Consider the following 22,496-nt stretch of genomic DNA (forward strand, 5'->3'; position numbering starts at 1 on the left):
GTTGAGATACTCAAAAATAGGAGCAGAGCGATGATCAACGAAACGAGAAAGCTTGTGGAACGACGGCCTGCGCAGGCCTGGACGGAGGCTTTTCCCGTCGGCAACGGGAGACTCGGAGCGATGGTATTTGGCGGTGTGTCCACCGAGCGGATCGGTTTGAATGAAGATTCGGTATGGTACGGCGGACCGAAGCAGCATGACAATCCAGAAGCGATAGAAAAGCTGGATGATATCCGATCACTTCTTCGCTGTGGGGAACTGAGAGAGGCGGAACAGCTGGCGCTTACCCATTTTACGAATGCTCCGCCATACTTTGGACCTTACCAGCCGCTCGGAGATCTGCTGCTTCAGTTCAAGTCCGGCACGTCCGAAGTGAATCATTACAGGCGGGAGCTGAATCTGAGGACGGGCGTTGCTTCCGTAAGCTGGGAAGAGAACGGCATTCTCTATGAACGGGAAGTCTTTGCTAGTGCTGTTCATCAAGTGCTTGTCGTTCGTATTTCCGCATCGGAACCTGCAGCGATTCATTTATCAGCCCGGTTAAGCAGGCGGCCCTTCGATGGAAACATTAATCGGGAAAATGAACGTACATTGGCGATGGAGGGCATATGTGGGCCGGATGGTGTTACATACGCGACAGTGCTTCAAGCCCATACGATCGGCGGCAAGTGTCACACGGTTGGCAATTACCTCGATATCCAGTCTGCCGATGCCGTTACCTTGCTGCTCGCCGCTCAGACATCGTTTCGCTGTGACGATCCGTACCGGGAGGCGCTGCGACAAGCGGAATCCGCTGTTTTGCTTCCATATGCCTCTTTGCTGGAAGAGCATATAACTGATCATTGCGCTTTATTGGAGCGAGTAAGTCTGGAAATCGAAGCGGCCGATACATGGAAAGCTCCGGTATCGGAGGAGAGTGCTTCCGAGGCAGAAGCTGCAGCTGTGGATAGACCTACTTCGGAGAGATTACAGCTTTATCGGCAAGGGGGGAATGATCCTGGGCTTGAGGCATTGTTCTATCAATATGGACGTTACTTGATGATGGCAAGCTCGAGACCGGGAAGTTTACCTGCCAATTTGCAGGGAATCTGGAATGAAAGCTTCACGCCCCCTTGGGAGAGTGATTATCATCTGAACATTAATTTGCAGATGAACTATTGGATTGCCGAGACAGGCAATTTGCCGGAATGCCACGAGCCATTGTTCGATTTTATCGATCGTTTGGTCATCAACGGGCGGAAGACCGCGGCATCTCTGTACGGGGCGAAGGGCTTTACCGCGCACGCTTCATCGAATCTGTGGGCAGAAAGCGGCTTGTTTGGAGCATGGACACCCGCTATTTTCTGGCCGATGGGCGGGGCTTGGCTGGCCCTGCATTTATGGGAGCATTACCGCTATAATCTGTCAGAGTCTTTCCTGAGTGAACGGGCTTATCCAGTACTGAAGGAGGCCTCCTTGTTCTTTCTTGATTTTCTTGTTTTTGATGAGAACGGCAGTCTGGTGACTTCGCCTTCGCTCTCACCGGAGAACAGTTATATTAACGAGAAAGGACAGATCGGTTCCTTATCCTCCGGTCCTTCGATGGACTCGCAAATGATATATGCATTATTAACCGCTTGTATTGAAGCAGCGGAGATTCTGGGGCTGGATGAGGAATGGAGCAGACAATGGATGGATACGCGGGCGAAGCTTCCTCAGCCCCAAATCGGCCGATACGGACAGGTCATGGAATGGGCTGTTGATTATGAAGAGTTTGAGCCGGGCCATCGTCATATCTCACATTTATTCGCTCTGCATCCCGGAGAACAGATTATTCCTCATCGAATGCCCGAGCTGGGAGAGGCTGCCAGGGTAACGTTGGAACGGCGCCTGAAGTATGGGGGAGGACATACCGGCTGGAGCCAAGCGTGGATCGCGAATTTTTGGACTCGACTTGGCGAGGGAGAGAAAGCGCATGACAGTCTTCGCGAACTGCTGGCCAAGGCCGTACATCCGAATTTGTTCGGTGACCACCCCCCTTTTCAAATCGATGCCAATTTCGGCGGAGCAGCCGCGATCCAGGAGATGCTGCTGCAATCCCATGGCGGCGAAATTCGTTTGCTTCCCGCTCTGCCGTCCTCATGGGCAAGTGGTTCGGTGAAGGGACTTCGTGCTAGAGGCGGTTATACAGTGAATATCTGGTGGAAGGAAGGCAAGCTTGAAGCGGCTGAGATATATTCTGGGCATTTTCGGGATTGTGTTTTATTTAGCGGGTACCCGCTTGTAATTCTTGATTCCACTAATGTTCCTGTACCAATAACATGCTTAAGATCCGCCTCGGGTTATCAATATACGTTTGCGGCAGAGAAGGAAGAGACCTATCAGATTGTATTAAGAAGATAATGAACCGTGTCATTGCTGTGTTGAAACCAAGTTTCATATTGCAGCATAACTCACGTGAGGGAGTGAAAAGAGATGAATCATGATTTGAAGCAACATGCGGATAATCTTGTTGCTTTGCCGACTCCAGAGCAGCTAGCCTGGCAGGACCTGGAGCTCGGGATGTTCTGTCATTTCGGTATCAATACGTTCTGCAACCAGGAATGGGGGGAAGGCAAGGATGCTCCGTCTTTGTTTAATCCGGACCGACTGGATGCCAAACAGTGGGTCCGATCCGCGAAGGAAGCCGGATTCCGTTATTTCATATTGACGGCCAAGCACCATGACGGCTTTTGCCTGTGGCCGACAGCGACGACGGACTACTCCGTAGCCTCGAGTCCGTGGAGGGAAGGTCGGGGCGATGTCGTTAAAGAATGCGCGGATACATGCCGGGAAGAGGGCATCGGCTTCGGTATTTATGTATCCCCTTGGGACAGGCACGAGCCGAGTTATGGCGACCCGCAACAGTATGATGACTTTTACTGCAGGCAATTGGAGGAACTCTTATCGGGCTATGGCCCGTTAGTGGAAATTTGGTTTGATGGCGCGGGGTCGGAAGGCCGCGAATATGACTGGCCTCGAATCATGGAACTGGTCAAACGATATCAGCCCCGTGCCATGATCTTTAACATGGGGGCTCCTACGATTCGTTGGGTCGGCAATGAGGACGGCGTGGCGCCGTATCCTTGCTGGAACACTGCCGATTCTTCGCGGGGCAGCATGTTCAGTGAGGAATCGCTGAAATGGCTGCCGGAGACGCCGGGCTGGGTGCCCGCGGAATGCGATGTTCCGATTCGAAAAGACCGCTGGTTCTGGCATCCGGACGAAGAACACTTGCTGTTGTCCGTAGATCAGTTAATGGACATCTACTATCGATCGGTCGGACATGGGGCGACCTTGCTGCTCAACGTCGCGCCTGACCATCATGGCCTGCTTCCGGAAGCCGATGTACGACGTCTTCTGGAATTCGGCAGAGAGATCAAGTCTCGATTTAGTCATGCCCTGGCTGAAAGCTCGGGATCGGGCGAGGTCGTTGAATTGTCTCTTCCTAGCGCATGCGTGATCGATCATGTTGTTGTTATGGAGGACATTGCTTACGGGGAACGGGTAAGTCAATATGTGCTGGACGCCTTCGTCGATGGAGAGTGGCTTGAGCTTACACGCGGCAGCGCGATCGGACACAAGAAAATCGATGCCTTCGCTCCGGTATCTGCCGTGAAGGTGCGTTTACGGGTCCTGAAATCGGCGGCAAGCCCGAGAATCAAAAACATGGCGGTTTATCATTGCGGGCAATAAGCCTTGGATTTTTACATGAGGTGGAGGGAAGCTGAATGGGAATGCTGACATGGGAGAACGGACAATACTTGTTGGACGGACAGCCGTACCGGATCATATCGGGAGCGATTCACTATTTTCGTGTCGTCCCTGAATATTGGGAGGACAGGCTATTAAAATTAAAGGCCTGCGGCTTTAATACCGTTGAAACTTATATCGCATGGAATGTGCACGAACCCCAGGAGGGGGAATTTAACTTTAGCGGTATGGCAGACGTCGCATCGTTTATCGAATTGGCCGGGAAACTGGGCCTGCACGTCATCGTCAGACCCAGCCCGTTCATCTGTGCGGAATGGGAATTTGGTGGGTTGCCGGGCTGGCTGCTTGGTTATGGAGAAATACGGCTTCGCTGCAGCGACCCGCTCTATTTGAGCAAAGTGGATCATTATTACGATGAGCTGATCCCCCAATTGGTTCCGCTGCTATCCACGCACGGGGGGCCGATTCTGGCTGTTCAGGTTGAAAATGAATACGGCAGTTACGGCAACGATCACGCTTATCTGGAGTATTTACGCGAAGGACTGGTGCGGCGCGGCGTCGACGTGCTTCTCTTTACTTCCGACGGGCCAACCGACGAAATGCTGCTCGGTGGGACGCTTAGCGATGTGCACGCAACTGTGAATTTTGGTTCCCGGGTTGAAGAATCCTTCCGCAAATACCGGGAATATCGTGCGGAAGAGCCGCTGATGGTGATGGAGTTTTGGAACGGCTGGTTTGATCACTGGATGGAGGACCATCACGTGCGGGATGCCGCGGATGTCGCCGGCGTACTGGATGAAATGCTGGAGATGGGCTCCTCGATGAATATGTACATGTTCCACGGGGGAACCAATTTCGGCTTTTACAGTGGAGCGAATCACATCCAGGCCTATGAGCCTACGACGACAAGCTACGACTATGATGCCCCTTTGACGGAATGGGGGGATAAAACGGAGAAATACGAGGCGGTCCGGAGGGTGCTCAGCAAGCATGGGTTTGCGCCGGGGTGTGCCTTCCCTGAGCCCGTTCCAAAAGCAGCCTACGGAAAGGTTGCCATGTCTGAAATGGCCGGCCTGTTTACGGAAACCAATCTCCAGCAATTGTCAGAGCCGATAAAAAGCGTGTGCATTCAGCCGATGGAAAAATGCGGACAGTCCTATGGTTTTATAATGTACAGCACATTTATCCAGGGACCGCGGCACGGTCAGCAGCTGCATATTCAGGAGGTTCGTGATCGCGCCCAGGTATTCCTGGACGGTCGCCCGCTTGGGGTCGTCGAACGCTGGAATTCAAAACCGCTGGATATTACCGTACCCGCAGACGGAGCGAGGCTGGATATTCTCGTCGAGAATATGGGCCGGATCAATTATGGGCCGCTGATTCGCGATCCCAAGGGAATCACGGAAGGCGTGAGAATCGATAACCAGTTCCTGTACGACTGGACGATCCGGACCCTGCCGCTCGAGCCGGAGAAAATGTCATCGCTCACGTATACGCCGGTTACGCAGGAAGGGCAGGCGCGGCAAGAAGAACCGTCCATGCCGGAGAGGGGCGACGCGGGTCTGCCAGGGTTTTACCGTGGATGCTTCGAGGTGGAGGAGATCGGAGATACGTTTCTTCGCTTTGATGGTTGGACGAAGGGCGTCGCCTGGATCAATGGCTTTAATCTCGGCCGGTACTGGAAGGCGGGACCGCAGAAGGCACTATATATTCCCGGACCTTTACTGCGCAAAGGGGAAAACGAGTTGGTTCTTTTTGAACTGCACGGCCGTCCCGAATGCTGCGAAGCAGAACTGTCAGATCAACCGGACCTTGGACAGACCGCGGCAGTGGACGAAGCTGTGCTTAATTTCGTTCAAGAGGGAGAAGACAAGTAGCTCATAGCGACAGGATAATTTCAGTTCATCGTGTTAAAAAAGCCGGCCAGAGAGAATCTCTGGCCGGCTTTTTTTGTTAGATGTGCCCTGGAAGAGGAGGCCAATGTCAGAAATGTATACCGCTTTTATGTCAAAATGCTTAAAAAGCATAATATATCCAACTCCGGGAACAGTAGAGGAAAAGATAACTGAAGGTGACTTGAATTCCTTGTAGGGCAAAGCTGGCCGTGTAGGCACGAGGAGTCGTTTCCATGATGATGAAGAACTTAACGCCGGGCGAAGCCCCGCAAGAAAATTTGCCGGCATCCCTGACGCTATTTATTGACGATATGAAGAGTCGCTTCGGTCAAAGCGGAGATATTATTTACCGCGAGCTTCAACTAGGCGCCATACCCTCGGTCATGGTCTATATTGAGGGGATGGGAGATCCCCGTTATCTAATCGAAGCGATTCATGCCGATATGCCGCTGTTCATGAATCTCCCCGACCAGCGTCCGGAAGAACGCATGAAAATGCTGCAGGAACTGACGATCACGATGGGAAAAGTGGGAGAAGCCCGGACCTTTCAAGAGGTTGAAAAGAAATTGCTCTCCGGCAATACGATCATCTTCATGGATGGAACCGCCACCTCCCTGTATGTGGGAACGGAAACGCTGAAACAGCGGGGAGTGGAGGAAGCCAGCTCGCAATCCGTGGTAAGAGGTCCGAGGGAAGGCTTTACCGAGTCGCTTCGAGAGAATACGGCTTTGGTCCGGCGGAGAATTCAAAGCCCTAAACTGCGCTTGGAAGAGAGAACGGTCGGCGAGCACACAAATACGCAGCTGGCCGTGATGTACATGGAAGGATTATGCGATGTCGATGTACTGAACGAGCTGCGCAGAAGACTGGATGGAATCAAGCTGGACAGCGTCCTGGAGAGCAATTACATCGAGGAGATGATTCAGGATCATCGCTACAGTCCTTTTCCTACGGTATATAATTCAGAACGGCCCGACGTCATTGCATCTGCTGTATTGGAAGGGCGCATTGCTGTTTTCTTAGAAGGAACGCCCTTTGTTCTGGTGGTTCCCGCCCTGTTCGTCCAGCTGTTTCAATCAAGCGAGGATTATTACCAGCGGTGGGATTTTGCCAGCTTGGTTCGACTGCTTCGATACTTGTGCTTCGGAATAGCGCTCCTTACTCCCTCCCTGTATATTGCGATTACCACGTTCCATCAGGAAATGCTGCCGACCAACCTGTTGACCAGCTTAATCGGACAGCGGGAAGGGGTTCCCTTCCCTGCATTCATCGAAGCCCTGATCATGGAGATTACGTTCGAGATTCTGCGCGAGGCGGGCATTCGGCTGCCTAAATCGATCGGCCAATCCGTCTCCATCGTAGGCACGCTGGTCATCGGGCAAGCCGCCGTGGAAGCGGGTCTCGTATCGGCCGCGATGGTGATCGTTGTGTCCATGACGGCGATTGCGAATTTTGCCCTGCCGGCTTTCAATATCGGAATCTCGGTTCGGATCTTGCGATTCGGGCTCATGGGAATCGCTGCGTCATTCGGATTGTACGGGATGATTATCGGCATGATCATCATAGGTCTTCACCTATGCAGCCTTCAGTCCATGGGGGTTCCGTATATGACCTCTTTCGCCCCCATAAGATGGCGGAGCCAGAAAGATGCCTTGTTGCGATTATCCCGTCACAGCATGAAAAAATACTTGACCAAATCCAAGACATAAGCCTTCAAATAACGAGGACTTGCATTCGAAGTCTCTATTTCATGCAGAGGGGACTGGTTATCGTGTTGGAAAGAAAAATACTACTTTCAGTCCTGCTCGTATTATGCTTGACCTTCACCCCTGGATGCTGGAGCAGAAAAGAACTGAATGAGCTGGCCGTCGTCATGGCGCTTGGCATCGACACCCATGAGAATGGGTATGCCATTACTGCTCAGGTGCTTAATTCGGCCGAGGCCGGCTCCAAAAAAGGCGGATCGATGGGCAGTCTTCCTGCCGTGACCTATAAGTCCGTCGGCAAAACCATACCCGACGCCCTGCAGCGCATGTTGAGCATGGCCCCCCGGATGCCGTATCTGTCCCACGTTCGCGTGTTGGTATTCGGTGAGGATCTGGCCAGGTCAGGGCTCAGCGATGTCCTCGATTATATCTCCCGGAATCATCAGCTTCGAACGGATTTCTTTATGCTCGTCGCCAAGAATGGAAAAGCTGCGGAGATTCTGGAGGTCGTTACGCCATTCGAATATGTTCCGGCGAATTCGCTCTATACCTCCATTCTTATCTCGGAAAAAAAATGGGCGGCGACGGGGAAAGTCACTTTGCAGCAGTTCGTGACGGAGCTAAAGCGCAGCGGGTCAGACCCGGTATTATCCGGAGTCCAATTAAGCGGCAGTTTAGCTGAAGGCCAGTCCATGGAGAACGTGAAGCAAATCAATCCTTCCACGCTTCTACAGCATACGGGGCTAGGCGTATTCAAGGGGGATCGGTTGGTCGGATGGCTGGGGGAACCTCCCAGCAAGGCCGTCAATTATGTCCTGAATAGAGTCGACACCACGACGGGATTCATTGCATGTCCGGACGATGGTATTGTCGGATTCGCCGTGAACCGGGCGGACACAACGCTGGACGTTAAGCTCAATGCGGATGGAACCCCCGCTTTTTCCGCCGAATTGGAGATCGAGGCCGACGTGAATGCCGTTCAATGCGCGATTGATATCAGTCAACCTGCCGTCATCGACGAATTGGAGAAGGACATCGAGGATAAATATAATGCTAATATTCGGAAGCACATCGGGCTGGTCCAGCAGCGTTATGGAGCCGACGTTTTTGGATTCGGCGAGGTTCTGCACCGAAAATATCCGGACGTTTGGAAAAAATACCGGGATCATTGGGGCGAAAGCTTTAAAACGATGAGTATCCGGGTGGACACCGATGTAGCGATCCGCCGGGTCGGATCCATCATACAACCCTTAAACCAAAAGGTGGATGAGCCGTGAATTGGCATTGGTTATTCATATTCTTTCTAGCCGTCGTTCTCGTTACGGAAACCCGTCATCTTCTGAAGCTGCGCTCCATCCGGGACATCATCGTATTCTATGCGGTATGGGGAGTAACCTTGCTGGCTTTGATCGGAGATATGATGGAGGTGCCTTATTTAAGGCCGCTGGACTGGATCGGCGCCTTGGTGCAGCCCCTGAGCGGATTGATCTCATAATGAGGAAGGGTTTGGTAATACGTGATCAAATACAAGGATATCGCACCGCGGCAATTTTATATACTGGCATTCGGTTTGACCATCGGTACCTCGATCCTGGTTACGCCTTCCGGATTAGCGCATACCGCCCGGGAAGATGCGTGGATGGCCTCTCTCTTCAGTTTGCTCATTAATCTCCTCATGGTCGTGCTGTATATAGCCATTGCGCGTCTCTATCCCGGCCAATCGATCTTCGAGATCCACGAAAAGGTGCTAGGGAAGCTGCTGGGCAAACTCTTCTCGCTGATCTATTTGTTTTATTTTTTGATTCTTACAGGTACTTTGCTTGGCAACCTGGGCTTTTTTCTGAGCAGTGAAATGATGCCGGAGACCCCGATCGAGGCTATTCAAATCTTGTTCTTAATAGCGGCCGTCATGTGCGCCAGAATGGGCATCATTCTGTTGGCCCGCGTCGGTGAATTGATGTTTCCGTGGATCGTATTTCTGTTTATGGTCCTTGTCCTCTCGCTTATGCCCCAAATCGATTGGAACCATATCAAGCCGATGCTGGAGGAAGGCTGGATGCCCGTGGCTAAGGCCGGATTCCATTCTTCCATGTTCCAGGAGCTGATTGTGTTAATGGTATTCCTACCCTTGGTCAAAGGAGAGAAGGAAGGGGAGAGGGCATTGATGCGGGGAGCCGCTTCAGGCGGGCTCGTCCTTAGCATTACCGTCCTGCTCAGCGTGCTAATTTTGGGGATTGAACAGACGGAGAACAGCACGTTTCCGGCATATGCACTTGCGAAGACGATTAACTTAGGAAACTTCTTTCAACGTGTCGAAGGCATATTGATTACGCTGTGGATCCTGACTTTTTTTATCAAGATTTCTCTCCTGTATCTTTCGATTCTTCAAGGCATGAAAACCGTGTTCGGTCTGAAGGACCAGAATTCGTTAATCTATCCGTTGTCCGTGCTGTTTGTCATCGTGGCCTGGAATACATACATCAACACCGTTTATGTTGCCGATATCATTCAGAACGTGTGGTCAAGCTATGCCCTCCTCCACTTGATCGTGATTCCCATCGTCCTCTATCTGGTCGGGATAACGCGAACGAAAATCCTCAGCTTGAAATGAAACCAGCATGGTATGGAAAAAGCCCGAAAGCCGGGGCTTTTTTTGTTTTTTATCTGCATGGACATGATTTTTTTTGAAAACGACTTGAAAGTGACGTTGCGTCATCTTGTATAGTGGAGTTACCGGAGAACTTAAGAAAGCAGGTGATGAAATCGATTCCCATTCAAGAATTGTCCAAACAGACGGGCATTACGGTAAGAACGCTTCGCTATTATGATCAGATCGGCCTGCTGATTCCGGCAGCCAAGACTCCGGGTCAACACCGGATATACAGCGAGGAGGAGCTAAAGAAGCTGCAGCAAATTCAGTTTCTGAAAAAGCTGGGCTTCAGCTTGCAGGAAATTTCGGATATGATTTCGAACCCGGAATGGAACTGGTCATCCAGTTTGATGAATCAGTTGGACTTCGTGAAGAATGAACAAAACAAGCTGAACCAAATGGAATCCGCGCTCCGCGCCGTCCTGCATAGCATCGCCGTGGAAGGGGAGACAAGCTGGGATGTGATTCAGAAGCTGATCCATCTCTCAGGAAGAGACCCCTCATTAAAGCATGCGTTCCGACAACAAATGTTTGAGAGGCGCGAAGAAGAGCTGCTGGACCTCCTCCCGAATATGAACAGCACAGATCCGGATTCGCTTGAATGGATCGCTCTGCTGGGACAGCTTAAAAAGCGCATGGAGAACGGACCCGGTTCTCCTGAAGTACAGAGGATCATCAGACGCATGGACGAAAAACGCCGGGAGCATTTTGAAGGCGAAGACCCCTTCGTGGATAAATTGTGGGAGATCCGCAAATCTCCTGCGCAGTCCGAGCAGATGGGCTTGTATCCCATTGAGGAAGAGCTTCTTCAGTTTATGGAGCTGGCATTTAACATCTATGCTACAGGACTGGAAGAAAAACTAGACGAAGAGGGGGAGACATCATGACAACGGAACTGCTGCTCTCCGTAGGTGCGTTGTCGCTCTTGGATACCTTGAGCCCCGCCACGCTCGGCGTAACGGTCTATTTGCTGTTGACGGAGCGAGATCGGTTGATCACCCGATTATGGGTCTATTTGTTCACGGTGGCAGGCTTTTATTTCTTGGTTGGTGCCGCACTGATGCTCGGTTTGGATGCTGTTCTTCAGAGCGTAACAGGCATTTTTCAGAATCGAACGGTAAGCTGGGTTATGGCTGTTACCGGCGGCGTTTTGTTTGCAGCCAGTTTTTTTGTTCCGACGAAAAAGACGACGGAACCGCGACGTCCAAGATCCAAAAGCCTCGGGGCGATGATAGGGCTGGGCTTCACCACGTCCCTGCTGGAGGTGGCAACGGCATTACCCTATTTTGCGGCGATCGGTCTCATGACATCGGCCCAACTAACACCGGTTGAATGGGTACCCGTCCTGGCTGCATATAATGTGATCATGGTGCTTCCTCCTCTCCTATTACTCGGTGCACACCTTGCATTTGGCCGCATGATGCAGCGTCCGCTGGAGAAGCTGCGGCTGAAAATCGCCCAGAGCTCCGGATCGGTGCTTTCGTGGGTTTTGTGCATTGCGGGACTGATTTTGGTGCTGAACAGCATAGACAACCTATAATGATCGCCTCTCGTTCTTATCGTTCCCGGCTACTGAAACCGAGGAGCCTGCTATGTATTCATATGAATCTCGTTATGATATATTTATCGCAGGGTTCATCGACCGTCAGACACCTCGGTTAATGGTTTGCTGAAGATGTGCTTTGATCAGCAACACAGCTCGAAACATGATAGGGGGTTATCCATTGAGCACACGGATTTTAGAACGGTTAAGAGAAGAGACGGCACCGCAGCATGAACAAATCGAACAGAATCCTTACGCGAAAGCTGCATTCGACCAGACCCTGACGATTGATCAATATCGATCGTATTTAGCGAAGTTTTACGGATTCATTAAACCGGCCGAAACGAAGGTTATGGCAGAGGATGCCGTGAACGATATGGGATTAGATATGTCGATTCGGATGAAGTCGAAACATTTGGAAGAAGATCTGATGCATCTGGGTATGACTCAGGATGAAATAAATGAGCTTCCGCTGTGCAGCCGGCTGCCCGAGCTGGGCACGCCTGCGCAAATATGGGGGTATCTCTATGTGATGGAGGGGTCCACGCTCGGTGGCCAAGTCATCACGAAACAACTGATGAAGTTCTTGCCCGTGAGTCCCGAGTCGGGCATTCGCTATTTCCACGCATACGGTCAAGAGACCAAGCCAAGATGGACCGAATTCCGGGAAGCGCTGCTGTCGAGCGGCTTGAAGGATTCCGATGAAATCATCGATTCGGCGAAGGAAACGTTCCGTTTGCTGGATGCTTGGATCCGAGATTCGGCATAGACATCACAGTCATCTTATTTCAAATAATAGAATCGCATGGAAGACCGTCATGAGAAACCGCGTAATAACGCGGTTTTTTGTGTTGGTTCTTTCAGATCATTCATATGACAAGCGCTTGATCGGCAAGAAGGAAGGAGAGTCTTCATTCATCATCTCAGCTGCCTCGCTATAGCCGCAGGCTATAACTAGATATAGCTTATTTGAGTTACACTATACCGGGCGATACGTGATATCTTTCTTGTAACAATTTGTATAGGAGTGTTACATAGATGGCAAAAAGCAGTGTACTGGGATATCCGCGTATTGGCGCTGATCGGGAATGGAAGAAAGCTTTAGAAGCGTTCTGGGCGGGCAAGCTCGAAGAATCGGAGTTTCACAAGCAGCTGCGGGAGATTCGGTTGAATCATTTGCGCAAGCAGCAGGAGAGCGGAATCGATCTGATCGCCGTCAATGATTTTAGTTATTACGATCATATCCTGGACACGGCCACCATGTTCGGCATCGTACCCAAGCGGTTCCCATATGAGGGCGGCATTGTTCCATTGTCTGTATACTATGGGATTGCACGCGGCACGAAGGATGCTACAGCAAGTGAAATGACCAAGTGGTTTAACACCAATTATCACTACATCGTGCCGGAATTGGACGGAGCTGTTCCGGTTCTTACCGAGAATAGGCCGCTTGCAGCCTATCGGGAGGCCAAAGAAAAGCTCGGCATTGAAGGCAAGCCGGTCATTGTCGGTCCGCTCACCTTCCTGAAGCTGTCCAAAGGCTACCAAGCCTCGGAAACGGATGCCTGGCTTGATAAATTGCTGCCGCTGTACGTTCAGATCCTTCAGGAGCTTGCACACGAAGGCGTTCAATGGGTACAGATCGACGAGCCGATCCTGGTTGCGAAATTAAGCGAAGCCGATCTGAAGCGATTAGCCACCATCTATGAAACGTTTGCGGCTTCGGCACCCGGCCTCAACATCATGCTGCAAACCTACTTCGAATCGGTGGAAAACTACCAGGACATCATCCAGCTGCCGGTTAGCGGCATCGGTCTTGACCTGGTGCACGGATACAAAGGCAATCTGCAAGCCATCCAACAATCCGGATTTCCGGTGAACAAAGTTTTGGGGGCTGGAATCATCGACGGACGCGGAATCTGGAAGGCGTCGCTTCGCGAAAAGCTGTCGCAATTGGAGGAGCTGACGAAATACGTGGCCGCCGAGCGCTTGATCGTGCAGTCTTCGTGCAGTTTGCTACATGTACCGGTGACGGTAAGCAAGGAAACGAAATTGCAGCCTGATCTAAAGGGTGCTCTAGCTTTTGCAGACGAGAAGCTGATTGAATTGGATCTGCTGACAAAAGCCATCTCCACGGGAGCTGCCCGGATCGCGAAGGAACTGAAACATAACGATCTTGCGATTCAGGCGCTTAGCCAGTCGGAAGAGCGTAATCGGCTCGACGTTCAGCGAGCTGTAGCCGAGGTTAGCGCTCAGAATCCGGCTCGCAGTCTTCCATTCGCGGAACGTCATGACGCCCAACAGAACAAGTGGCAGCTGCCCATATTCCCGACGACGACCATCGGCAGCTTCCCGCAGTCAGCCGAGGTGCGCAAGGCTCGCCAGGCTTGGCGCAAGGGGGAGTGGAATAACGAGCAGTACGAGCAATTCATTCAGGAGCAGATCGATATTTGGATCAAGCTTCAGGAAGAGATCGGTCTGGATGTGCTTGTGCACGGCGAGTTTGAAAGAACGGATATGGTGGAGTTTTTCGGAGAGAAGCTTGGAGGATTTGCTTTTACCCAGTTTGGATGGGTGCAGTCTTACGGCTCCCGATGCGTGAAGCCTCCTGTTATTTTCGGCGATGTGGCATTCGAGCAGCCGATGACGGTAGAAGAAACGAAATATGCACAGTCGAAGACCAGCCGTCCCGTGAAAGGCATGCTGACCGGGCCGATCACGATCATGAACTGGTCGTTCGTACGCGAGGACATCTCGAGGGAACAGATTGCGTACCAATTGGCTTATGCCCTCAGACAGGAAGTCGAAGCGCTCGAGCAAGCCGGAATCGGGATGATTCAGGTTGACGAGCCCGCAGTTCGCGAAGGGCTGCCGCTGAAGGAAGAAGACCAAGCGGAGTATCTTGCATGGGCTGTCAAAGCCTTCCGCATGACGACCTGCACGGTCCAGCCGACCACGCAAATTCACACGCATATGTGTTATTGCGAGTTCCATGACATGATCGATTCGATCGAGGCGATGGATGCCGACGTCATCTCGATCGAAACCTCCCGCAGCCATGGCGAGCTGATCCATAGCTTCGAGGTGAATACGTATAAGCTTGGGATTGGGCTCGGGGTTTACGATATCCACAGTCCACGGGTGCCTCGCGTGGAAGAGATGACCAGCATGATCGAACGGGCACTGCGCGTATTGGATCCGAAGCTGTTCTGGATCAATCCGGACTGCGGCCTCAAGACGCGCGGGATGGAAGAAACGGTTGCCTCCCTGCGTAACATGGTTCAAGCCACGGAGATTGCCCGTTCCTCCTATTCGCTGAACGTGTAGCAGCCGCAGATTCAAACCTTCGGCGGTTCGATTGAGTACGATAAGACTTTGGACGTTTCGTGTGATTACTCGTCGCACTGGCTTAATGGTTTTAACAGGATATGAATTTCGGGAAAGCCGCACCTTGTGCGGCTTTTTTGTGCTGTAGTCGCGGCAGATTGAACGATAGTTGTTCGGTCCGCCGCTTTTTTCATGGATTCCGGAGGACATTCATGTCCATTTAGAGATTCGGCATTCTTTTGTAGAGAGGATTGACAGATCAAACCAAAAGATGTTAAATTATCCGGCAACTAAACCTAGGCTGATGGGGTTTATATTATGAGAGTGCCGTGCCATTAACGTGCATAAGTGGAGGGGGATATGAAAAAAGTGAATGAGATCGCCCGTAACCTAAAGGGAATCAAGGCGGTATCGCAATGAGTGACAGGTCATGGCGTATTTTTTTTGCAATCGTGGCGTTGATCATATTGTCGGGAGCGGTCTTTTCATTAGTTCAATCCAGAACGACCTACAAGGAGTTGATGGGCGATCAGATCCATGACATACAGAAGATAGATCATATAACCATTGAGAAAAGGGGCAGTTCGTACGGGGAGAATCGAATAAAAATTACCGATCCGGCAACCATCGAGCGCATCATGAATAGCTTCTCCGACGCGAAGTTATGGAGGACCGACAATTACCCAAGGGGGACGGAGTACTGGATCTGGATTAATGTCGAATACAAGCCCTTTCAAATACATTATACGGAACCGGATATCATCCGAATCTCTCCGAATAGAGGCATACATAAGAAATATACTTGGAGTTACAGGATCACCAATGGCTATGACAAGTCGATCATTGAAGATCTCTTTAAGGAAGAATAACAGGGGACTTCAGACTAGGGCAATTTTGTAATCATGGCAGAATAAAATTCATGAAAAGATGAGGAACCGGACGATGAAGCTAACCGAACAAAATTTGAGCAAAATGCAGGATATCATCAAGGAGCATCAATTCGAACATGCCGAAGAGTATTTAATCGAGCATACGCGGCAAGGCGTACGATTATCCAAAAAGAAGCTGGAGGACTATGCCGAGTCAAACAACTCGCGCTTTGGCGGTGACCCGGATCTTCCCGAAGAGGTGGAGTGGCCCCTCAATTCGGAGGGAACACCGATGACGTTTCTGGCACAGCTGCAGTTGAAGGATGTGGCAGTCCAGGACGCCACTAGCTCGCTGCCGACAAGCGGAATGCTGTATTTCTTCGTTGGCGTGGATGAACCCGCCTATAACATTGAGCACCGAGTGCTCTATCTTCCCGAGGGTCAGAGTTCGGGAGCGGTTCGACGACGCGCTCCCGAGGAAACCGCGTTAGATGAGGTGTTCACCGGCTACCGTGTGGAGGCCCGAGCCACGTTGGAGCCGCCTAATTACGGTTATGTGGATGATGAGCTCATCGAAGATGACGAGCATGATTATGAATCATATGAGGAGCTGTGCTTTCAATTGACGGGCCTGGATTCCGGCGACATCGGGACCATCTTTGGCTACCCTTCTACCCAGCACGGCGACTGCGAGTTTGAGGCTGCGCTCATGCTGTTAACCGGCTCGGAGTACAATTACTCTATGGATGCGGCCATGCAACAGATCACCAAGTATTGCGGCGGCAGCGCGGAACGCGCGCAGCAGGAAATTCAGGATACGGTGCTGCTGCTGGCTGTCGATTCGGACGACGATGTCGGTTTTTGCTGGTGGGATGCGGGGGAACTGCAATTTTTCATTCGAAAGGAAGATCTGCTGGCCAACCATTTCGAGCGTACGTATTGTTCCCTGTACTCAAGCTGATCGTCAATCAAACGTGTTAGTGCGATTATAAGGCGCAGCAATGGTAGAGGACCAGGAATTCAGCAGGTACATATGGAGGTTATGGAACCATGAAGGAGAAGGTTTTGAAGGCATACGGCAAGCTGGCTGGGGACTACGAACGGCATGTGGATTCGCAGAGCGGGCACAATGCCTTTTACGAGAGGCCGGCCATGCTCGGGATGCTGCCGAAGAACATGGAGCGGATGACCGTATTGGATGCCGGATGTGCCGCCGGGTGGTATACGGAGCAGTTGATTCAACGGGGGGCTAGGGTAACGGCGATCGATCTGAGCCCGTCGATGATTGAAGCCTGCAAAAGGCGAGTGGGCAGTGAAGCGACCATCGCTGCATGCGATCTGACTGAGGCCCTGCCATTTGCAGATGAAGCTTTTGATTACATCGTAAGTTCATTGACGCTTCATTACATTGAGGAGTGGCTGCCAACCTTTCGCGAATTTCAGCGGGTGCTGAAACCCGGAGGCAGCTTGATTTTCTCCGTGCATCATCCCTTTATGGATTTTAAGCATTTTGACCGGCAAGACTACTTTGCACGAGAGTTATTGACGGAGATTTGGAACAAACCGGAGTCCGGTCCCGTCGAGGTCGCTTTCTATCGAAGACCGATGCAAGAAATCATCAACGTGACTTCCTCCTGTTTCAGCATCGAAGAGATTGTCGAGCCGCAGCCGAGCTTAGAGCATAAAGACAAGCCGGAGGCGGAGGCCTGGATGGCAAAATGGTATGATCGATTAATGACGAATCCTCATTTCTTGATCGTGAAAGCCCGAAAATCAAAATAGCAAAAGGAACCGCGAACCTGCGGTTCCTTTTTGCTATTCATCCCGCATGGAGGAGCGTCGGGCAAGAGGACCGAAGTCAGCGGTACCTTTCACGAGAGCGCATCGTTTGCAACAGCGGGTATCAAGCTTCCAACAGATGGAACATTGTTCCGATAGGTGTACTATGGTACGATCGGAATAAGATTCGATCGGTGATCATGGCCGACTCATCACACGCAGATTTGGAGCCTACATAATGGGAACACCCTACTCCGCTCTTATTACGCTGATCGTCACGGCAGGCGTATTGAACATTATCATGGGTCTTTACGTGCTGTCAGGACGCTCGAAGCTTGCAACGGTAAAAACCTTCTTCATCTTCAGCATGCTGGCCGCGATTTATACATTCGGTGCTGCACTCGAATTGTCCAGCCGTTCGCTTCAAGAGATTCAGTTCTGGATCAAGTTTGAATATCTAGGGATGCCGTTCTTGCCGCCCCTTAATTTATTGATCATTCTGACTTATTTGGGCATGGAACGATATTTGAGACCCGGCCTGCTGATTTCAATGTTTGTCATACCGGTCGTAACCCTGCTGCTTGTTATGACCAACGAACTACATCATCTATATTATCGGGATATTCTATTACGGCCGGACGTTTCTGCTTTGAAGGTGGATATCGTAGCCGGACCCTGGTATATCATTCAGGGCGCCTACACTTTCGCCTGCTTGATAGGCGGGGTCGTACTGCTGCTTCGCAGCTGGCGCAAGATGCCATCCTACCGCTTTCAGCTGGGCACGATGCTGGTTGGTCTTGTCCTGCCCCTTATCGGCGATTTTCTCTATCTTGGCGGACTCACGCCCGATGGTATGGACCCGATCCCCGTCATCATGACGTTGACCTCGGCCCTTTATCTCTGGGCATTGACATCCAAGGGTTTGTTTCATGTGGCGCCGATAGCGAGGGATAATCTCTTTTCGAGCATGCGGGAGGGCGTCCTCGTATTGGATCTGGACAACCGTTTGGTTGACTTCAATCCGGCTGCGGCAACCATGATGCCGGAGCTGAGCCCTTCGGCCATTGGAGAACCGTTACATGAGATGTGGCAGCTTCACACCGCAGAGCCCATTTTCGGTATGGGGGAACGGGAAGGTCCGGATAAGGGAGAAGCCGACATTGAAGAGATTCGCTGGCAATTAGGTAACCATTCGCTTCATTATCAGATCAGGTCTTCTACCGTTCGCAACCAGAGAGGGCGAGAGGCCGGACGATTAATCGTCCTGATCGACGTAACTGATAAGGCGCGTCTTCAGGAAGAGCTGCGGCAGATGGCCTACTACGATGGTTTGACTCGAATCTATAACCGCTCGCACTTTATGAAACTCAGTTACGCCCTTCTGAATCAGGCGGTTCGGAATCGTGAGCCGCTCGCTTTCCTGCTGTTCGATATCGACCATTTCAAACGGATCAACGATGTTTACGGCCACGATATTGGCGACCAAGCCCTGCAGCACATCGTCGAATTAACGCGGAAGACACTGCGGGCCGAGGACCTGTTCGCCCGTTATGGCGGCGAAGAGTTCGCCGTTGCCATGCCCGGTCACTCGACTTCGGAGGCAACAGCAGCTGCGGAGCGGATCCGTGCCAAGCTTCTCGCGCAGCCGATGACTACGCCGCAAGGACCGCTGATGATTACAGCCAGCTTCGGCGTTGCCGCGGTGAAGACAAGCTCACATAACGGCACAGTCGATGCGGAAGCAGAAGAAGCTTGGTGGGATACTGAATTGAAGAAGGTATTGAAGCAGGCGGATCGCTCGCTATACGAAGCCAAACGCTCCGGTCGTAACACGATTCGGGTGTCGGATGAGGAGTAGTAATACCAGCATAGACTCAGGCTAAATGGAACCTTCATATGAAAAACAGCGGAATCTATGTGTATAATAGCTATTGGTTGTATAATGAATGCAATGCGATATATCACATCTAAGGGAGAGAATCATATGTTATGGAATGAAATCACGACACTGGAAGAATGGGACCACATTCTGAGAAAATCCTCCGAACGCGGTCAAGTCATTTTGAAGCACAGCACGACATGCCCGGTTAGCGCCAACGCTTTGGCAGAGTTTGAATCTTATTTGAAAAAGACGCCAAACGGCGATGTGGATTACACCTTGGTCAAAGTCATCGAATCCCGTCCGGTTTCCAATAAAATCGCCGAGGATTTGAACGTGAAGCATGAATCGCCGCAAATCATCTACGTCAAGGACCAAGCGAAGTACTGGACGGCTTCCCATTGGGCGGTAACAACCGAGCACATCACAGCCGTTCTGGACTGAACAACAGCTTGCATGTCGACGGAAAGCAAGGTGTTCATCATGAAAGATCTGGAAGAACTGACATCGATCGAGGCGATCGAACGATTTATTGAAGATCACACCTTCAGTTTTGTATATGTATCCCGGGAAGATTGCAGCGTATGCCATGCGATATTACCCAAACTTAGAGAACTGTTAACGCAGTTCCCGCGTATCTCGCTGGGCCGTATTCAGGCCGAAGCGGTAGGGGAAATCGCTTCGAGATTTTTGATATTCACCGCACCAGCGCTCCTCCTATTCGTAGAGGGCAAAGAGCTTGTGAGGGAAGATCGATTCGTACAGTTCGGGGAGTTAGAGCGAAAATTAAATCAAATCATGAATTTCGTTAACTAGGCCTCTTTTTCATGCAATGAATGCATTAGGCGATATTCCAAAGTCTTTTGACTTACCGGAATGTCGCTTTTTTTTGCGTTTGTTTTGTGATGCTTCTCCACGCGATCCCTTCGGATGAAAGTTCGAATAATTGTCGAAAACCGGGGCTTATTTGCACTCGGATATTACTAAAGTATTAAATATCGACATGGAATAGCCGATCTATTAATAGTACAAAAGATGTAAGGTTATGGAACCATGTAGAGCAAATGCATCGTTGTTCCCCCGTTTCGCATAACAAGACGGTTTCGAGAAACACCCCTTTACCAGAATCATAACGGAGGAAGAAATGCGCTTCTTTACATCTGAACAATTTTGAAAACGGTCATGTATTACGAAAAATCCCTGAAATTTTCATTGTATCCAGGAAAGTAGGTGATGCGAAAAGTGAGTTAAAAGGGATCCCTGTTATATATGAAAATACATATGAGTTATCAAAGGAGAGACACCGAGTGAGTAAGACAAAAACGTTCTCTAAAGGTATGCGTTTCAAAAATCTTAGCATTGTTACAAGAAACATGATATGGACAAGTCTCTATATCATGATCACGGGCGCCATCGTCATTGGTGCAAGCTTTTATATCCAGGACAACGTGCTGACCAAGCAGCTGCAATCCGATTCGGGGAAAATCATGGATACTTTGATCAAGTCCGTATCCGTTCAAGATGCTGAAGCGGTTAAAGGTTCCACCGACCGGAATTCGGACATCCAGAAGAAGCTAACCGGCACGTTTGATGAGCTGTCCGTTACGTATCCTAACATCGCGCAAGGATATATTTTTGGACCTGAGCTGGAGGACGGCAACAAGACCTCGATTATCGCTATGCCTACGGCGGTGCTCGACATGTTTGCCGAAGAGAATTTGAATCTGGGCGACCTATATGAACAGCCGAAAATTCATGCCGACGCGGTCCGTGAAATGATGAAAACGAAAAAAATCGTTTATACCAAAGCGTATACAGACAATTACGGGACGTGGATCACCGTGCTGCATCCCTTCCAGAATTCGAACGGAGAAATTTTCGCTTACATGGGCATCGACGTGGATGCCAGTTTGATCGCCTCCGGGAAGCAGGAACTGCTTACCAACACGCTTTTTGCGCTGTTGATCACCCTGCTGATCGTATTGGCCCTGCAGTACTTCACGATTAGACGCACATTCGCCCCGATTCAGGCTTTAATGGGAGCGCTGGACAAACTGAGCAAAGGCGATTTCACGGTTCAGTTAAAAGCAGGCGATGATGAACTCGGGCAGGTCAATGCCAAGTTCAATACGACGGTGAATCATATCAATGAGCTTGTTACCACGATCAAATCGGTGTCGGAGCAATCCGCTGAGCAGTCCAAGTTCCTCTTCTCGGCCGTGGAAATCAACAATAACAATTCTTCGGCGATTACCAAGAACATGGAGGAAATGTCCGATCGGGTCGCTGTCCAGAGCACTTCCATTACGGAAAGCGTGGTGTCGCTTGAGGAGATCTCATCCGGCGTATCGACGATTGCCGGCAATACATCGGATTTATCCGAAATATCCATCCAGATGAAGGCGCAGTCGGAACGAGGGAACCACAATGTGGAGCAGGTGATCGAGCAGATGAATTCGATTGATCATTCGGTCAAAAATTCGGTGCATATCATCGAAAAGCTGCAGAACCGCTCCCATGAGATCGGACAGATCGTACAGGTTATCACCGAGATCGCTTCTCAGACGAATTTGTTATCGCTCAATGCAGGAATCGAGGCGGCCAGAGCGGGCGAAGAGGGCCGAGGTTTTGCCGTCGTTGCCAGCGAAGTGAAGAAGCTCTCGGAGGAATCGAGAAAATCGGCAGACCAAATCATTGAATTGGTTCGTTACATCCAGGATGAGACGGCATCCGCGGTAGAAGCCATCAGCGAAGGCGAACACAACGTCACCAAGGGGATGGAAGTTGTCAAAGAAACCGGTGAGCTGTTCAAAGGCATGCTGGTGGCCACGGATACGGTTACCAGCCAAATTCAAGAGGTGTCTGCAGCAACCCAGCAGATGGTGGCCGAGACCGAACAGATCACCGCTGCGATTAAACAACTGGCTGAGCTCGCAGAGAAGAACTCGACCGTGTCGGGAGAGATCCGGATCAGTGCCCAGGAGCAGCAGGCTTCCTTCGCCAAAATCTTCGAATCTGCCGAGCAGATCAATCAGGTGTCCGCCGAACTGGAGGCTCTCGTAAACAGACTGCGAGTGTAATGACGCCGGAATAGAAAAAGCATAGAAAAAGATGGA

At 50.9% G+C, this 22,496-nt stretch carries 18 protein-coding genes; all 18 read left to right on the plus strand.

Annotated features, from left to right (window positions below; genetic code table 11):
* Positions 1–30 precede the first annotated feature (30 nt).
* The 18 genes from MHH82_RS13660 (at position 31) to MHH82_RS13745 (ending at position 22,460) form a co-directional block, all read left to right on the plus strand.
* The gene (locus MHH82_RS13660) at positions 31–2,382 is read left to right on the plus strand and encodes a glycoside hydrolase family 95 protein (RefSeq protein WP_340966192.1); all 2,352 of its coding nucleotides are present in this window, start codon (positions 31–33) and stop codon (positions 2,380–2,382) included.
* 72 nt (positions 2,383–2,454) lie between these two features.
* Positions 2,455–3,714 (plus strand): alpha-L-fucosidase, encoded by a 1,260-nt coding sequence (locus tag MHH82_RS13665; RefSeq protein ID WP_036663434.1) that lies wholly within the window; start codon positions 2,455–2,457, stop codon positions 3,712–3,714.
* 35 nt (positions 3,715–3,749) lie between these two features.
* Positions 3,750–5,609 carry a glycoside hydrolase family 35 protein gene (locus MHH82_RS13670; RefSeq protein WP_340966195.1) on the plus strand — a complete coding sequence of 620 codons (1,860 nt, stop codon included), beginning with the start codon at positions 3,750–3,752 and terminating at the stop codon, positions 5,607–5,609.
* A 251-nt stretch (positions 5,610–5,860) separates the two neighbouring features.
* Positions 5,861–7,336: a spore germination protein gene (locus MHH82_RS13675; protein WP_340966197.1), complete on the plus strand. Its 1,476-nt coding sequence runs from the start codon at positions 5,861–5,863 to the stop codon at positions 7,334–7,336.
* A 62-nt stretch (positions 7,337–7,398) separates the two neighbouring features.
* Positions 7,399–8,610, plus strand: a complete 1,212-nt coding sequence (locus tag MHH82_RS13680) for a Ger(x)C family spore germination protein (RefSeq protein ID WP_144374229.1) — start codon at positions 7,399–7,401, stop codon at positions 8,608–8,610.
* Positions 8,607–8,828 carry a hypothetical protein gene (locus tag MHH82_RS13685; protein WP_015734916.1) on the plus strand — a complete coding sequence of 74 codons (222 nt, stop codon included), beginning with the start codon at positions 8,607–8,609 and terminating at the stop codon, positions 8,826–8,828. The genes MHH82_RS13680 and MHH82_RS13685 overlap by 4 nt, the downstream gene beginning before the upstream one ends.
* Before the next feature lie 21 nt (positions 8,829–8,849).
* The gene (locus tag MHH82_RS13690; protein ID WP_015734917.1) at positions 8,850–9,944 is read left to right on the plus strand and encodes a GerAB/ArcD/ProY family transporter; all 1,095 of its coding nucleotides are present in this window, start codon (positions 8,850–8,852) and stop codon (positions 9,942–9,944) included.
* A 146-nt stretch (positions 9,945–10,090) separates the two neighbouring features.
* Positions 10,091–10,870, plus strand: coding sequence for a MerR family transcriptional regulator (locus MHH82_RS13695; protein WP_041621985.1), 780 nt, complete (start codon positions 10,091–10,093; stop codon positions 10,868–10,870).
* Positions 10,867–11,523, plus strand: coding sequence for a GAP family protein (locus MHH82_RS13700; protein ID WP_015734919.1), 657 nt, complete (start codon positions 10,867–10,869; stop codon positions 11,521–11,523). Before MHH82_RS13695 ends, MHH82_RS13700 begins: the two co-directional genes overlap by 4 nt.
* A 184-nt stretch (positions 11,524–11,707) precedes the next feature.
* On the plus strand, positions 11,708–12,295 hold the full coding sequence (locus tag MHH82_RS13705) for a biliverdin-producing heme oxygenase (RefSeq protein ID WP_036663425.1): 588 nt from the start codon (positions 11,708–11,710) through the stop codon (positions 12,293–12,295).
* Between the two features lie 269 nt (positions 12,296–12,564).
* Entirely contained in the window at positions 12,565–14,853 is a 2,289-nt protein-coding gene (gene metE / locus MHH82_RS13710) for a 5-methyltetrahydropteroyltriglutamate--homocysteine S-methyltransferase (protein ID WP_340966205.1), read from the plus strand.
* A gap of 416 nt (positions 14,854–15,269) precedes the next feature.
* On the plus strand, positions 15,270–15,722 hold the full coding sequence (locus MHH82_RS13715; protein ID WP_015734922.1) for a hypothetical protein: 453 nt from the start codon (positions 15,270–15,272) through the stop codon (positions 15,720–15,722).
* Between the two features lie 73 nt (positions 15,723–15,795).
* Positions 15,796–16,683: a YwqG family protein gene (locus MHH82_RS13720; RefSeq protein WP_015734923.1), complete on the plus strand. Its 888-nt coding sequence runs from the start codon at positions 15,796–15,798 to the stop codon at positions 16,681–16,683.
* Between the two features lie 89 nt (positions 16,684–16,772).
* Positions 16,773–17,504 carry a class I SAM-dependent methyltransferase gene (locus tag MHH82_RS13725; RefSeq protein WP_015734924.1) on the plus strand — a complete coding sequence of 244 codons (732 nt, stop codon included), beginning with the start codon at positions 16,773–16,775 and terminating at the stop codon, positions 17,502–17,504.
* A 235-nt stretch (positions 17,505–17,739) separates the two neighbouring features.
* Entirely contained in the window at positions 17,740–19,359 is a 1,620-nt protein-coding gene (locus tag MHH82_RS13730; protein ID WP_251495058.1) for a histidine kinase N-terminal 7TM domain-containing diguanylate cyclase, read from the plus strand.
* 126 nt (positions 19,360–19,485) lie between these two features.
* Positions 19,486–19,824 (plus strand): bacillithiol system redox-active protein YtxJ, encoded by a 339-nt coding sequence (gene ytxJ, locus MHH82_RS13735; protein ID WP_036663418.1) that lies wholly within the window; start codon positions 19,486–19,488, stop codon positions 19,822–19,824.
* Between the two features lie 39 nt (positions 19,825–19,863).
* Positions 19,864–20,196, plus strand: coding sequence for a thioredoxin family protein (locus tag MHH82_RS13740; RefSeq protein ID WP_036663416.1), 333 nt, complete (start codon positions 19,864–19,866; stop codon positions 20,194–20,196).
* A gap of 491 nt (positions 20,197–20,687) precedes the next feature.
* Positions 20,688–22,460 carry a methyl-accepting chemotaxis protein gene (locus MHH82_RS13745; RefSeq protein ID WP_340966211.1) on the plus strand — a complete coding sequence of 591 codons (1,773 nt, stop codon included), beginning with the start codon at positions 20,688–20,690 and terminating at the stop codon, positions 22,458–22,460.
* The last annotated feature ends 36 nt before the right edge of the window (positions 22,461–22,496 follow it).

The sequence above is a fragment of the Bacillus sp. FSL K6-6540 genome, from assembly GCF_038007545.1.

Bases quoted from the DNA above. Each gene is read 5' to 3' on its own strand.
- MHH82_RS13660 (WP_340966192.1), top strand. From the start codon at position 31: ATGATCAACGAAACGAGAAAGCTTGTGGAACGACGGCCTGCGCAGGCC.
- MHH82_RS13665 (WP_036663434.1), top strand. From the start codon at position 2,455: ATGAATCATGATTTGAAGCAACATGCGGATAATCTTGTTGCTTTGCCG.
- MHH82_RS13670 (WP_340966195.1), top strand. From the start codon at position 3,750: ATGGGAATGCTGACATGGGAGAACGGACAATACTTGTTGGACGGACAG.
- MHH82_RS13675 (WP_340966197.1), top strand. From the start codon at position 5,861: ATGATGATGAAGAACTTAACGCCGGGCGAAGCCCCGCAAGAAAATTTG.
- MHH82_RS13695 (WP_041621985.1), top strand. From the start codon at position 10,091: ATGAAATCGATTCCCATTCAAGAATTGTCCAAACAGACGGGCATTACG.
- MHH82_RS13700 (WP_015734919.1), top strand. From the start codon at position 10,867: ATGACAACGGAACTGCTGCTCTCCGTAGGTGCGTTGTCGCTCTTGGAT.
- metE (WP_340966205.1), top strand. From the start codon at position 12,565: ATGGCAAAAAGCAGTGTACTGGGATATCCGCGTATTGGCGCTGATCGG.
- MHH82_RS13715 (WP_015734922.1), top strand. From the start codon at position 15,270: ATGAGTGACAGGTCATGGCGTATTTTTTTTGCAATCGTGGCGTTGATC.
- MHH82_RS13720 (WP_015734923.1), top strand. From the start codon at position 15,796: ATGAAGCTAACCGAACAAAATTTGAGCAAAATGCAGGATATCATCAAG.
- MHH82_RS13725 (WP_015734924.1), top strand. From the start codon at position 16,773: ATGAAGGAGAAGGTTTTGAAGGCATACGGCAAGCTGGCTGGGGACTAC.
- MHH82_RS13730 (WP_251495058.1), top strand. From the start codon at position 17,740: ATGGGAACACCCTACTCCGCTCTTATTACGCTGATCGTCACGGCAGGC.
- ytxJ (WP_036663418.1), top strand. From the start codon at position 19,486: ATGTTATGGAATGAAATCACGACACTGGAAGAATGGGACCACATTCTG.
- MHH82_RS13740 (WP_036663416.1), top strand. From the start codon at position 19,864: ATGAAAGATCTGGAAGAACTGACATCGATCGAGGCGATCGAACGATTT.